Here is a 13,271-nt window from a genome sequence, read left to right on the forward strand (position 1 = left end):
GTTGGAGTATATCGGGAAAAGTGTCATTCGGAAAGAGGCTCTTGAAAAAGTGACGGGTAAGGCGAAATATACGGATGATTTACATGCAACAGGCACATTACACGCAAAAATGCTGATCAGCCCATATGCTCATGCCGATATTGTGTCTATTGATTTTTCAGAAGCCTGGAAGATTCCCGGAGTGAAAGCGATATTGGGCGATGAACCTTTTCCGCTTGCAGGTGAAGAAATTAAAGACAGGCCGCCGATTGCTTATAAAAGGGTCAGATACCACGGTGAGCCGGTTGCTGTAGTTGTGGCGGAAAATCCAATCATAGCCAAAAAGGCCGCGGATGCCATTAAAGTGTCCTATAAACCTCTTCCCGTCGTCAATTCCCCCCGTGAGGCTTTTCAAAAAGATGCTCCCCTCGTCCATGAACATGTTGACCGCTATGAGAAGAAGGCAGGTGTATTCCCGGTTCCGAAGACAAATATCGCGAACCTGGATAAAATCAGAAAAGGAAATATTGAAGACGGATTTAAGGAAAGTGATGTGACAGCAGAATTCCAAATTTCCTTTAACCCTTCTGATCACGCGGCTATGGAGACAAGATGCTCGATTGTTGAAATTCGGGCTGATGAGGAGATTATCATGACAACATCCTCTCAAGCTCCTTTTGCCATTAAAAAATTAATGGAGTGGTACTTTGGAATTGAACCCGGAAAGGTTATCGTCAAAACCCCTTTAGTAGGAGGGGCGTACGGGGGAAAAGCAGCCGTTCAGTTAGAGGTCATTGCCTATTTGGCATCAAAAGCAGTCGGAGGCCGGCCCGTCAAATTATTTAATACGAGAGAAGAGGATATGATCACATCTCCTGGTCATATAGGATTGGATGCCATTGTCAAATTAGGGGCCACAAAGGACGGAATTTTAAAGGCGGCAGACATTCAGCTTTTATTTGATGGCGGAGCATACTCTGATAAAGGAGTGGACATCAGCCGGGCTGCGGTGGTTGATTGTACGGGTCCGTACGCTATCGGCCATATATCGTGTGATTCATATTGTATGTATACGAATCATCCATATCCAAGTGCATATAGAGGCTACAGCCATGCTGAAGTGTTATTTGCCTTTGAGCGGACGATGGATGTATTGGCGGAAAAGCTGAACATGGACCCGTTAGAACTCCGCTATAAAAATGCCATTCGTCCCGGTGATACGACACCGACTCAAGTTCTTCTCAATTCAAGCACGGTCGGAAATGTGCCGAAATGCATTGAGAGATTGAAGGAATTAATGAATTGGTCCGAGGGACAGAGAATTGAAATCGACGGCCGGAAGATACGGGCGAAGGGGATCAGCTGCATTTGGAAAACCTCAACATTTGATACAAATGCAACATCCGGGGTGATTTTAACCTTCAATCCCGATGGAAGCATTAATTTGATGTCAGGGGTAGTGGAAATTGGAACAGGGACAAAAACAGTGTTAGCCCAAATTTTGGCGGAACGAATGAAAATGGATATAAGCAAAATTCACGTGAAAATGCTTGTAGACACGCAAACAACACCCGAACATTGGAAAACCGTAGGGAGCAGAGGGACGTTAATGGCCGGAAGAGCCGTACTGAATGCAGCGGAAGAAGCCATTCGAAAGCTTAAGGAAGTGGCATCATGCGTGTTGCGGGTTCCTGTCGAGGAATTGGAAGTGGCCGACGGAAAGGTTTATTTTATAGATCATCCTGCTGTACATGTTGACATAAAAGACATTGCTTACGGATACACGTTTCCAAATGGAAATACCATTGGCGGCCAAATCATTGCGAGCGGCAATTACACATTAACCCGAATGACGAATTTAGACCGGGAAACGGGAAGAGGGAAGCCGGGACCCGAGTGGGCTGTCGGTGCTCAGGGAATTGAAGTTGAGTTGGATAAACGGGATTATACGTATCGAATTACAAAAGCCTATTCTGTTGTAGATATAGGAACTGTACTGAATGAAAAAGCTGCTAGGGGTCAAGTGATGGGGGGGATGAGTATGGGAATCGCATTTGGAGGAAGAGAAACCTTTGTATTTGAACCGTATGGAAGAGTATTAAATCCTCAACTCAGAACATACAGACCCCTTCACTATGGAGAGCAGCCTGAATATATCATTGAATTTGTTGAAACCCCGCATGTGATTGCGCCTTATGGAGCGCGCGGAGGCGGGGAACACGGACTGTTGGGGATGCCGGCAGCATTGGGAAATTGCCTTTCCGCCGCTTTAGGAGTCCAATTGAATCAACTTCCTCTCATTCCCGAACAATTATGGAGGACGCAAATGGGGTGGAAAGATGATACCGTTTAATTTCGACTATTTTAAACCGAAGACCATTCAAGAAACAACCCGTCTGTTTCACTCGCTTGCGGCCGAAAAGAGAACACCATTGTATTATTCCGGCGGCACGGAAATTATCACGTTAGGAAGGCTGAATATCGTCTATACGGATGCAGTGATAGATATGAACGCACTTCCGGGATTTCACGCCATCCGTTTTTATGAACATGATCTGGTGATCGGAGCGGGCGTATCACTAACGAAACTGGAGGAAAAAAATCCATTTCCGCTATTAAGTAAAACGGTAAGTGAAATTGCGGATCGGACGTCTCGAAATAAAATCAGCCTGGGCGGAAACATTTGCGGGGGCATCTATTACCGTGAGGCCGTGCTGCCGCTGCTGATTTCTGATAGTTTGCTAGGGATTGCAGGGAGAGCGGGGATTCATTACCGTCCCATAAATAAAGTATTTAACAAGGAACTACAGTTGCGAAAAGGAGATTTTTTATTTCATATCGTTGTCGATCGAGCGTATGTTGACTTGCCGTTTGTCAGTATCAAAAGAAGACAGCAGTGGAATGTCGGATATCCATTGGTGACAGTCTGTGCGCTGAAAAAAGATGATGAGATCAGAATGGCCTTCAGCGGCGTATGTCCATTTCCTTTTCGTTCTGCTGAAATGGAGGCTGTGCTTAACGATAAAAGCGGCACAGCAGAAGATAGAGTGCGCAGATCTTTACAGTATGTACCCAAACCCGTTCTTGATGATGCAGAAGGCTCAAGTGAATATCGGATATTTGTCTTGCAGCATACAATCTTAGATGCCTTACAAGAATTAGAAGGAGGTTCCCATGTCTGATCCTATTACGTTGAAAGTAAATGGCGAAGAAAGACAGATTACGGTCAGACCGGCCGATACTTTGTTATTTGCTCTCCGTCTTCGTCTCGGATTAACTGGTGCAAAGCCGGGCTGCTTAAATGGTGATTGCGGCGCCTGTACGGTATTAACGGACGGGATACCGATGAAATCTTGCTTAATGCTTGCGGCAGAAGGGGAAGGAAAGGACATTACGACAATTGAAGGACTTATCAATACGCCGATTCAAAAGGCTTTTATTGAAAAATTTGCGTTTCAATGCGGATATTGCACACCTGGTTTTCTCATGAATTGTCATGCCTTAGTGAATACTGAGCCGAATGCAAGTGATGAAACGATTAAAAATTGGCTGGAGTCCAATATTTGCAGATGTACGGGTTATAAGGAGATTGAAGAAGCGGTTAAATCGGTTTTACATACGGTTGAAGGGAAAGGGGATCATTAGCCGTTGTTGCGGGGAATCACAAAAAGAGCCCAGAGAATCATCCCTGAACTCCATATTCCTCAATTCATATACCGATACTCCCGCAGTTTCTCCAAAATCGCCACTTCTTTCATCAGTTCTTCACCGACATTCGTTTCTTTCACTTTCTTCCGCTCCAGCTCTTTGTCAACTAATCGTTTCACCGTTAAGACGTCGGTTCCGGTGCTCAGCACTTCGGCCTTGGAGTTAAAGTGTTTATGGGCGACGAGCTGCATGCCGTAGGAGTTGTATAAGAGCGTGTAGCCGGCGATGCCTGTTGTGGATTGGTAGGCTTTGGAGAAGCCGCCGTCGATGACGATCATTTTTCCGTTTGCCTTGATCGGATCTTCGCCTTCGATTTCTTTTACCGGTGTATGGCCGTTGATGATATGGCCATGATCCGGGTTGAGCCCGAATTCCTTCAGGATGTTTCGGCAGGCTGCCTCGTCTTCACGCAAATAGTAATACGGGTTTTTCTTTTCTTTATGCGTTTCCTTCTCTTTGATGAAATACCGCTCAAAGGTGGTCATGGCGCGTTTTCCGAAGAGGGAGGAATACTCGCCTGTCCATAAGTACCAGACCATATCTGTCGCCAGGTCATCAGTTTCTTCCGGATGAGCAAACGCTTCCCGTAAGAACCGTTCAAAAACATCTAGCAGCTCACGGCCCGCATAAGCTTTATCCTCAATCATCATCGTTTCCATATTGCCGTTTTCGTCAACAGGAATACAGCCGTGAATCAACAGGTTGCCGTTATATTTTAAATACAGGCTGCCTTTTTTCATCATAAAATTCATATGGCGGCCCAGCTTTTCGGAGTGCTGGACAGAAAACAGCAGCTTGTCCATGACTTCTGCTTCTTCTTCTAATAGCTGATCGGGCTGTTTGGGATTCACCGTCGCAAAGCAGGTGTTTTCCAGTTGATACGTTTTTCCGTTCAGCGTGATTTCATTGCGGTCATAATCAATCTTTTCCAGTAACAGCCGTTCTTCCATATTAAAGTTCGGCCGTCTCTTAATAATCGGGCTCTCAAGCTTGAATTGGATCATCGCGATCGCCTGATGGATTTTTGTGATTTGCTTAATCTCATCTTCCGGTCTGTTTTCAGTTGCTTTCGGGCGGAAAGCCGGGTTATCATCATAATATTTTTCGGCAAGGTTCAATAGCGGTCTCAGATTGATGCCGTAGACATCTTCAATAATGTCCAGGTTGTCATAGCGGGCACAGATACGGATAATATTGGCCAGACATACTTTCGAACCGGCATAGGCGCCTATCCAGAGAACATCGTGATTCCCCCATTGAATATCCACTGAATGATAGTTGATCAGTTCTTCCATAATCCTGTCCGGCTGCGGTCCGCGGTCATAAATATCGCCGACAACATGCAGATGGTCGACCACCAATCGCTGCACGCTGTAAGCAAGCCCGGTGATCAGCTTATCAGCTTGGCCGAGCGCGATGATCTGTTCTATGATTTCGGAGTAATATTGTTCTTTGTTGGCGGCTTGTTCTGTTTTGTACAGCAGCTCTTCGGAAATATAAGCAAATTGGGCAGGCAGCGCTTTGCGCAATTTGGAGCGGGTGTACTTGGAAGAACAATATGAAACGAGCTTAATCATCCGATGAATCGTTTCTTTATACCACTCGTTTAATGCCTCTTTCGTATCAAAGTCATGTTTGATCAGCTTCAGTTTGTCCTCCGGATAATAGACCAAAGCCGCCAGTTCATCAATTTCTCTATCGTAAATGACGCCGCTGAAAATATCGCGGATCTTCTCTTTTACTCTTCCTGAACCGTTCCGCAGCACGTGCTGGAATGCCTGATACTCTCCGTGCAGATCACTGACGAAATGCTCGGTTCCTTTCGGCAGGTTCAGTATCGCTTTCAGATTAATGATCTCTGTGACCACTTTTTCTTCACAATCGTATTTTTGTGCGAGCAGATCTAAATATTTGGTTTCCAATCTCGTCCATCCCCTTTTTATTTACGAGCCATTGCATGATAAGGTGAATTTAAAGTATGACATGATGTTTAAATTATTAGACCTTATATGATAGTACCTCATAAGTCCTTTTTGAGACAAACAAAACAGAAAATACGGCGCTTAAGGCCTCAACATATACCTTCCGCAGACAGCTCATCACCCTGTTGACAAATGATTAAACTTCTATTAAAATAAAAATTTAGCTGATAGTTATTTCTATCGGAAACTTAATACGTAGCAGGCTATGATTGCTGTGGGTCGAACTACAGCAGGAGCGGCTTCTGGAGAGACCGCGGGTTTACCGCGGCGCCGAAGGGTTCACAATCTCAGGCAAAAGGACAGAAGAGTACCGAATATGTATTTGGCATGCTGTTGATTGTCAGCGGCGCAAATATAATTTGATATTCTTATGACCATGAGATTGGAGGGCATCCAATCTCTTTTTTTATTGGCTTTATTTTCTCGTCGTTCATCAAAAAGTAAGGAGGAGTCAGGTGTGGAACAGCGAGAGCTAAAGAGGGACTTGTCGAATCGGCACGTGCAGCTGATCGCCATTGGCGGCACGATCGGCACCGGATTGTTTTTAGGGTCCGGTAAGGCGATTCAGCTGGCGGGTCCTTCTATCATCTTTGCGTATTTTATTGTAGGTATTGCGCTTTTTTTCGTCATGCGGGCGCTGGGAGAACTGCTGTTATCTAAAGCGGGGTACCAATCATTAACGGATATTGCCGAGGCGTATTTAGGGCCGCGTGCGGCGTTTGTCACCGGCTGGACTTATTGGTTTTGCTGGATTATGACGGCTATGGCGGATGTGATCGCCGTCGGTGTATATGTGAAATATTGGTTTGACATTCCGCAATGGGTTCCTGCACTTATCTGTTTGCTCATTTTATTAGGGCTTAATCTGTTAACGGTCAAGATTTTTGGAGAGTTGGAGTTTTGGTTCGCCTTAATTAAGGTGATCACGATTCTCGCGTTAATTGTCATCGGTGTGGTTTTGCTGGTGATTGGGTTCAAAACGCATACCGGAACGGTTTCAGCGGCGAATCTGTGGGAGCACGGAGGCTTGTTTCCAAACGGGTTTTCAGGCTTTTTGCTATCGTTCCAGATGGTGATCTTCGCCTATGTCGGTGTGGAATTAGTGGGTGTGTCGGCAGCGGAGACATCAAATCCGAAAAAAAACATTCCGTCCGCTATCAATAAAATTCCATTGCGTATTTTATTTTTCTACGTCGGGGCATTGATCATTCTTTTATGTATTAACCCTTGGACGCAGCTGAATGCGGCGGAAAGTCCTTTTGTGAAGACCTTCAGCTTAGTCGGCATTCCGGTGGCCGCGGGAATCATTAATTTTGTCGTATTAACGTCGGCCGCTTCTGCTTGTAACAGCGGGATGTTTTCTACAAGCCGGATTTTGTATAACTTAAGCAAAACGAAACAGGCGCCGGCCAGTTTCGCGAAGCTGAATAAAAACCATGTGCCGAGCAGCGCGTTATGGGTATCGGTCATTGTGCTGTCAGCGGGCGCTCTTTTAAGCAAATTGATACCGGAAGAAGCGTTTGGCATCGTGACCACCATCAGCGCGATTTGTTTCATTTGGGTGTGGGGCGTGATTCTTGTCTGTCATATCAGATACAGGAAAACCCGCCCGGACTTACACGCAAGCTCGTCTTTCAAGGCGCCGTTCGCGCCGTTTATCAATTACGCCGTGCTGGCGCTGTTTGCCGCCATTCTGGTGATTATGCTGTTTGCGGATGCGACGCGCCCGGCTTTGCTGCTGACGCCGCTGTGGTTTATTGGACTGTTTCTTATCTATCGGGCGAGAGGGAGCAAGACATAAAGGTTATGAAGTAAATGGTCATCAGAGTTTCAAGAAAAAGACAGCGTGCCGCTTGCAGTATGCTGTCTTTTTCTTTCGTTAACCAGGCATATAGGAAACAAGCTATTTGTGCCTTAAAGGGAACGGTGGATAGCGACAAGCCTTATGTATAAAATTAGAGAGTCAACAACTAAAAAAGACTCGAATCATTTTGTTAAAAGAAAAAGTATGCCTCCCAAAATACAAATTAAAAAAAAGAAAATTGATGAGTCAGTAAAAGACTTTCTTTGCAATTCAAATAACCCCTTTCTAATTTGAGGAAAAAAGCAATAGATATAAATGGGAATATATTGATATTTTAACAAGGATAATGTTAACATTATTTACCCTTAAAATTCAAATGGAGCATCTGCAAAACTATGAGGAAAAGCATGTGTTGGCGGAGCAAACCCTAACTGATAACATAAAAAGCCGCCATTCATATGGCGGCTTTTTACATTAATTCCGGATCAAATAATCAAATGCGCCTAAAGCGGCAGTTGCACCTGATCCCATTGAGATAATGATTTGGTTGTACGGGCCGTCTGTGCAGTCCCCTGCGGCGAATAGGCCGGGAACGCTTGTTGCGCCGCTCTTATCGACGATGATTTCGCCGATGCGGTTGCGTTCGACGGTTTCGTCTAACCATTCTGTATTAGGCACGAGACCGATTTGGACGAAAACACCTTGAAGTTCAACGTGTTTTTCTTCGCCTGTTTCACGATCAACGAACGTAATGCCGTTTACGTTTTGGTCGCCTGTGATTTCTTTCGTTTGTGCATTTTTGTGCACAGTGACGTTTGGCAGGCTGTAAAGACGTTTTTGCAGGACTTCGTCTGCTTTCAGCTCCGGCGCGAACTCCAGCACAGTCACGTGATTGACGATACCTGCAAGGTCAATCGCCGCTTCGATTCCGGAGTTTCCGCCGCCGATAACGGCTACGTCTTTGCCTTCAAACAATGGTCCGTCACAGTGCGGGCAGTATGCAACACCTTTGTTTTTGAACTCTTGCTCACCAGGTACGTTGACATTGCGCCAGCGGGCACCTGTTGACAGGATCACTGTTTTACTTTTCAGTACAGCGCCGTTTTCAAGTTCAAGTTCGAAGAGGTCTTTTTTCTCAAGGCGTTTCGCGCGCTGAAGGTTCATGACGTCAATATCATAATCTTTCACGTGCTCTTCAAGGCTTGCAGCGAGCTTCGGTCCTTCAGTCGCTTTGACGCTGATGAAGTTTTCGATGCTCATGGTGTCGAGTACCTGGCCGCCGAAGCGTTCAGCGACGACACCGGTGCGGATGCCTTTACGCGCCGTGTAGATCGCCGCGCTTGCGCCGGCAGGTCCGCCGCCGACAACAAGAACGTCAAACGGCTCTTTGTCGGCAAACTCAGACGCATCTGCGCCGCTGCCCATTTTCGCGAGAATCTCTTCGATGGTCATACGGCCGCTTCCGAAAGATTCACCGTTTAAGAAAACAGTCGGAACAGCCATAATGTTTTTGCTTTCTACTTCTTCTTTGAATGCCGCGCCGTCAATCATTGTATGAGTGATATTCGGGTTGAGCACGCTCATCATGTTTAATGCTTGGACGACATCAGGGCAGTTGTGGCATGTCAGGCTGATATAAGACTCAAAGCGGTATTCTCCGCTGATGTTCTTAATCTGGTCAATGACCTTTTGATCAGCCTTAGGCGCTCTGCCGCTGACTTGAAGCAATGCCAGCACTAATGATGTAAATTCGTGGCCGAGAGGAACACCGGCGAATGTAACGCCTGTGTCTTCTCCGGTACGATTAACGCTGAAGCTCGGTGTTCTGTTTAATTCAGTTTTTTCAACTGAAATTTTAGATGACATGGAAGCCAGTTCGTCAACGAGAGCCAGCAAGTCCTTAGAAGTGTCATCATCACCGGCGCTTACTTTGAGAACAATGTCGTTCTCAATTAGCTGCATGTATTGATTTAATTGTGCTTTGATATTTGCATCAAGTACCAATTGAATGCACTCCTTAGATTTTACCTACCAAATCAAGGCTAGGTGTAAGTGTTTCGCCGCCTTCTTCCCATTTAGCCGGGCAGACTTCACCTGGGTTTTGACGAACGTATTGAGCTGCTTTTACTTTGTTTACAAGGTTGCTTGCGTCACGGCCGATACCGCCTGCATTGATTTCAACTGTTTGGATGACGCCATCAGGATCGATGATGAATGTTCCGCGGTCAGCAAGACCAGTTTCTTCGTCAAGAACGTCGAAGTTGCGGGAGATCGTTTGAGATGGGTCACCGATCATTGCGTAAGTGATTTTGCCGATTTTTTCAGAGCTGTCATGCCAGCCTTTGTGTACGAAATGAGTATCTGTAGAAACAGAGTATACTTCAACGCCTAATTCTTTCAGTGCAGCGTATTGTCCTTGAAGATCTTCAAGCTCAGTCGGGCAAACGAAAGAGAAATCTGCTGGGTAGAAGCAGAAAACGCTCCATTGACCTTTCAAATCTTCGTTTGTTACATCGATGAATTCACCGTTTTTGAAAGCTTTTGCTTCGAATGGCAGTACTTCTTTTCCGATTAAAGACATAATATCTTCCTCCTGAAATGTGATTTTAAAATATATTAAAAAGACAAAGCATTCACTTTATCTTTCAATAATAATTCTAATTATATATAGATTATTAAATAACATTTATTTTTTGTCAAGCTATATGAGGTATTATTTTCTGCTTTTTTTGCTTTAAACGTTAAAAATCGCTTGGTATAAGCGGTTCGGCGCTGTTTATCATGTTTAGCGCCGGGCGAAAGGGGGATTCTCAATTGGTGAAACGAAATGGTGGGAAATCAACCCCTCTATATGGCAGTATAAACCAAAGGGGGTATGATCATGCAAATAAATAACATTACTTTGTACAGTTGTGCTTTAGAGGAGACGAAAGACTTCTATGTAAGGGTGTTGGGTTTTTCTTTAGCGGATCAGTCCGATGATTCGTTTACAATCAGGGCGGGAGAAAGCGAATTGGAATTCAGGCGCACCGATTCTCAATCTCATCCGACGTATCATTTCGCGTTTAACATTCCGAATAATCGTTTTGATGAGGCGAAGGCATGGATAAAGGATAAAGTCGTTTTTCAAACGGAAGATGGCGAGGATGAGGTGTATTTCTCCCATATTAAAGCACGTTCCTTTTATTTTAAAGATCCATCCCACAATGTGGCGGAATTCATCGCGAGAGACACATCGCCGGCAAGTGCGGAACGTTTTTCGATTGAGTCCGTCCTGAATATCGGCGAGGTGAATCTGACGGCTGCTGAGGTGGTATCGACCGGGAAGGAGCTGCAGCGTTTCGGTATACCGGTGAGAGACGGCGCGCCTCTTAAGGAGAACGGATTTCATTTTATGGGCGATTACAATGATGGGGCGTTTTTGCTTTTAGGGCCGAACGGGCGCCGCTGGATTTTTTCTGATCAGCATGCGGAGTTTCATCCGCTGTCTGTCATTGTGAACGGGACGATCCGCATTGAGGCTGACGGAAAAGGCGGCATTGACATCAAGCGGGCGCAGCCGTCATAAAAAAGCCCGGGCTCAAAAGGCCCGGACTTAAGGACATTATTTATAAACAACCCGGGTGCTGCACATGATGTCGTGCAGCGCTTTTTTCTCTCCGAAGGCACCCATAATGAAACCGATATAAAGAATGACCTTAGATATGATATAAGCGAAAGCGCGTCCGAAGGCCTGGCCAATGGAAATGCGTCCGCCATCTTCATTGACGACCTTAAGGCCGAGCAATGCTTTTCCCAGTGTCCCCTGCATCTTTGAGGCTGTGAGCAGGCTGAAATATAAGATGCTGATCACAAAAGAGCTCACAAGAATCGGGATGACGCCGAACACCAGAAAAGAGATGTTAAACTGATTTTCGGTCATGAAGGGGTCAGCCGCCGCAACGCCTGCCGCAAATAAAAAAGTGACTGCAAATTGAATGATAAAAATCGGAATTCCTATGATGATCTGATCAATGACGTAAGCCAGAAACCGAATCCAAAATCCTGCCGGTCTTTCCATGTATCTTTTTCTCTCCCTTGCTTTAATCTGGCATATTATACGAAAACATGCCGGATTTTGCAACGGAGTTTAAGCTTCTGCGAGCGGCCTCTTTCCCCATGCTAAGCGTCCCATGATCAGTCCAAAAGCCAGAAGGGCAAATATGATGCCGCACCACATCAGCTGATGGATTCCCAAATGTGAAATAAACCAGCCTCCCGCCGCCGTTCCGATGGTGATGCCGAGGTTGGAAAAGGAGACAAACAGGCTGTTGCCGAATTCGGGGGCCTCCTTTGCTTCCGCAGTAAGCCAAGTCTGACTCACAATGAGCCCGCCGGAATGAACGGCGCCCCATACGAAGACAAGGACGGCCATCGGTGCGAAAGACGCCCCAAACCCGTATATGAGCAAGTAGGCGGCTGTATAAAGAAGCGGAAACAGGATGACGGTCTTTTTCATATTTTTGTATAACAAAGCGCCGAAGACGAAATTCCCGGCTATCATAATCACCCCGAAGCTCATCAGCATGAAGCTGACCCATGTGCCGTTCATATGCGACACACGTCCGAGGTACTCCGCAAAATAGCTGTAGACAGAAAACATGGCCGCAAAGAGACAGGTGACGGCAGCGATATTAAGCCACAAGGCCGGTTTGCGAAGGATGCCGAGCTGGCTTCTGAAAGACATTTTTTCTGTGACCGCCATGGATGGCAAAAAGAGAAGAATGCCCGTGAACGCGATGAGACTGACAATCGCGCCGAATAGGAAGGCTGATTCAAGGGAGAGACGCTCAGCCAGATAGGACGTGAAAGGGACGCCGAACGCAAAGCCGGCGGTGATGCCTGAAAATACTTTCGTTACGGCTTTTCCGGATTGGGCGGCGGGAACAAGGCGGGCCGCGGCCGCAAGCGCTACAGAAAAGAACACGGGGTGGCATAAGGCCGGAATGATCCGAAACGCAAGCATGACACTGAAATGCGCCGTATACGCGTAGACCGCATTAGAAACGGCAAACATCAGCACCGCCAAAAGCAGAATGTATTTCCGGTTTATACCTGAAGCAAGCAAGGTCAAAAACGGTCCCGACACAGCGACGATGAATGCGAAAATACTGACAAGCCACCCCGCTTTTGAAGCGGTCATTTGAAATCTGTCCGCCACTTGCGGAAGAACCCCGATGATGCCCATCTCGGTCGTAATAATCCCGAAAACCCCTAGGGCCAAAAAAAGAATGAAGATGGAACTGCTTTTTTTCATTGTTATGTATACCTCCTTTTATAACTACATATACAGAAAAATAGATATGTTAGAACGAAAAAAGCCCTCCTTTCATGGTTATAGCTGGTGCTGAACATAGTCAGCAAAGGCTTTAATTTGTTTTTCGTTCCTTCTGTAATAGGTCCACTTTCCGATTCGTTCAGATTCCAGCAGGCCGGCTTTTTGCATGGTCAGCAGGTAGCTGGAGATGACGGACTGCGCAAGCCCCGACTTTGCCTGAATATCACCGACGCAAATTCCGGTGCGGAAACTGAGGCCCTGCTCAAGATAAGGCCTTTCATCAAAATGGTCCTCCGGGTGTTTAAGCCATGTCATAATATCACTTCGTGTTTTGTTAGATAACGCTTTATGAATCAATATCGGTTCCATAACGTTTATTATATCTATTTTTCTGGATTTGTAAATTCGTTTTTTAACGAAATGCTTCTCAAAATAAGTAAAAACCGTGTTAAAATATAACATATTATCAGATTACCGGTAA

General features: G+C 45.7%; 11 protein-coding genes and 1 riboswitch. Of the genes, 5 read left to right on the top strand and 6 right to left on the bottom strand.

Features of this window, described 5'->3' with window-relative positions:
• Window position 1: 1 nt before the first annotated feature.
• The 3 genes from AUL54_RS11265 to AUL54_RS11275 are packed head-to-tail and all read left to right on the top strand — an operon-like array spanning window position 2 to window position 3,624.
• Window positions 2-2,332 carry a xanthine dehydrogenase family protein molybdopterin-binding subunit gene (locus tag AUL54_RS11265; protein WP_060963857.1) on the top strand — a complete coding sequence of 777 codons (2,331 nt, stop codon included), beginning with the start codon at window positions 2-4 and terminating at the stop codon, window positions 2,330-2,332.
• The gene (locus tag AUL54_RS11270; RefSeq protein ID WP_060963858.1) at window positions 2,319-3,161 is read left to right on the top strand and encodes an FAD binding domain-containing protein; all 843 of its coding nucleotides are present in this window, start codon (window positions 2,319-2,321) and stop codon (window positions 3,159-3,161) included. The genes AUL54_RS11265 and AUL54_RS11270 overlap by 14 nt, the downstream gene beginning before the upstream one ends.
• On the top strand, window positions 3,154-3,624 hold the full coding sequence (locus tag AUL54_RS11275) for a (2Fe-2S)-binding protein (protein WP_060963859.1): 471 nt from the start codon (window positions 3,154-3,156) through the stop codon (window positions 3,622-3,624). Before AUL54_RS11270 ends, AUL54_RS11275 begins: the two co-directional genes overlap by 8 nt.
• A gap of 59 nt (window positions 3,625-3,683) precedes the next feature.
• Here AUL54_RS11275 and fbp read toward each other — a convergent pair whose 3' ends face one another.
• Window positions 3,684-5,609, bottom strand: coding sequence for a fructose-1,6-bisphosphatase (gene fbp, locus AUL54_RS11280; protein ID WP_060963860.1), 1,926 nt, complete (start codon window positions 5,607-5,609; stop codon window positions 3,684-3,686).
• Window positions 5,610-5,901: 292 nt separating this feature from the next.
• A riboswitch (glycine riboswitch) is annotated at window positions 5,902-5,982 on the top strand.
• A gap of 144 nt (window positions 5,983-6,126) precedes the next feature.
• Between fbp and AUL54_RS11285 the strand changes: the two genes are divergently transcribed.
• A complete protein-coding gene (locus tag AUL54_RS11285) occupies window positions 6,127-7,470 on the top strand; it encodes an amino acid permease (protein WP_016937400.1) in 1,344 nt (447 codons plus the stop codon).
• A gap of 477 nt (window positions 7,471-7,947) precedes the next feature.
• Here AUL54_RS11285 and ahpF read toward each other — a convergent pair whose 3' ends face one another.
• The gene (gene ahpF / locus AUL54_RS11290) at window positions 7,948-9,477 is read right to left on the bottom strand and encodes an alkyl hydroperoxide reductase subunit F (RefSeq protein ID WP_060963861.1); all 1,530 of its coding nucleotides are present in this window, start codon (window positions 9,475-9,477) and stop codon (window positions 7,948-7,950) included.
• A 13-nt stretch (window positions 9,478-9,490) separates the two neighbouring features.
• Window positions 9,491-10,054, bottom strand: coding sequence for an alkyl hydroperoxide reductase subunit C (ahpC, locus tag AUL54_RS11295; RefSeq protein WP_004393188.1), 564 nt, complete (start codon window positions 10,052-10,054; stop codon window positions 9,491-9,493).
• A gap of 300 nt (window positions 10,055-10,354) precedes the next feature.
• Here ahpC and AUL54_RS11300 point away from each other — a divergent pair, with 300 nt between their 5' ends.
• On the top strand, window positions 10,355-11,041 hold the full coding sequence (locus tag AUL54_RS11300; protein ID WP_060963862.1) for a VOC family protein: 687 nt from the start codon (window positions 10,355-10,357) through the stop codon (window positions 11,039-11,041).
• Between the two features lie 36 nt (window positions 11,042-11,077).
• Here the strand turns inward: AUL54_RS11300 and AUL54_RS11305 are convergent, their stop codons facing one another.
• From AUL54_RS11305 to AUL54_RS11315, 3 genes are all read right to left on the bottom strand, one after another.
• The gene (locus AUL54_RS11305; RefSeq protein WP_060963863.1) at window positions 11,078-11,533 is read right to left on the bottom strand and encodes an RDD family protein; all 456 of its coding nucleotides are present in this window, start codon (window positions 11,531-11,533) and stop codon (window positions 11,078-11,080) included.
• A gap of 69 nt (window positions 11,534-11,602) precedes the next feature.
• Window positions 11,603-12,769, bottom strand: coding sequence for an MFS transporter (locus AUL54_RS11310; RefSeq protein WP_060963864.1), 1,167 nt, complete (start codon window positions 12,767-12,769; stop codon window positions 11,603-11,605).
• Window positions 12,770-12,847: 78 nt separating this feature from the next.
• On the bottom strand, window positions 12,848-13,159 hold the full coding sequence (locus tag AUL54_RS11315) for an ArsR/SmtB family transcription factor (RefSeq protein ID WP_015240918.1): 312 nt from the start codon (window positions 13,157-13,159) through the stop codon (window positions 12,848-12,850).
• Window positions 13,160-13,271 lie beyond the last annotated feature (112 nt).

Source organism: Bacillus sp. SDLI1 (assembly GCF_001553895.1).
Taxonomy (GTDB): Bacteria; Bacillota; Bacilli; order Bacillales; family Bacillaceae; genus Bacillus; species Bacillus siamensis.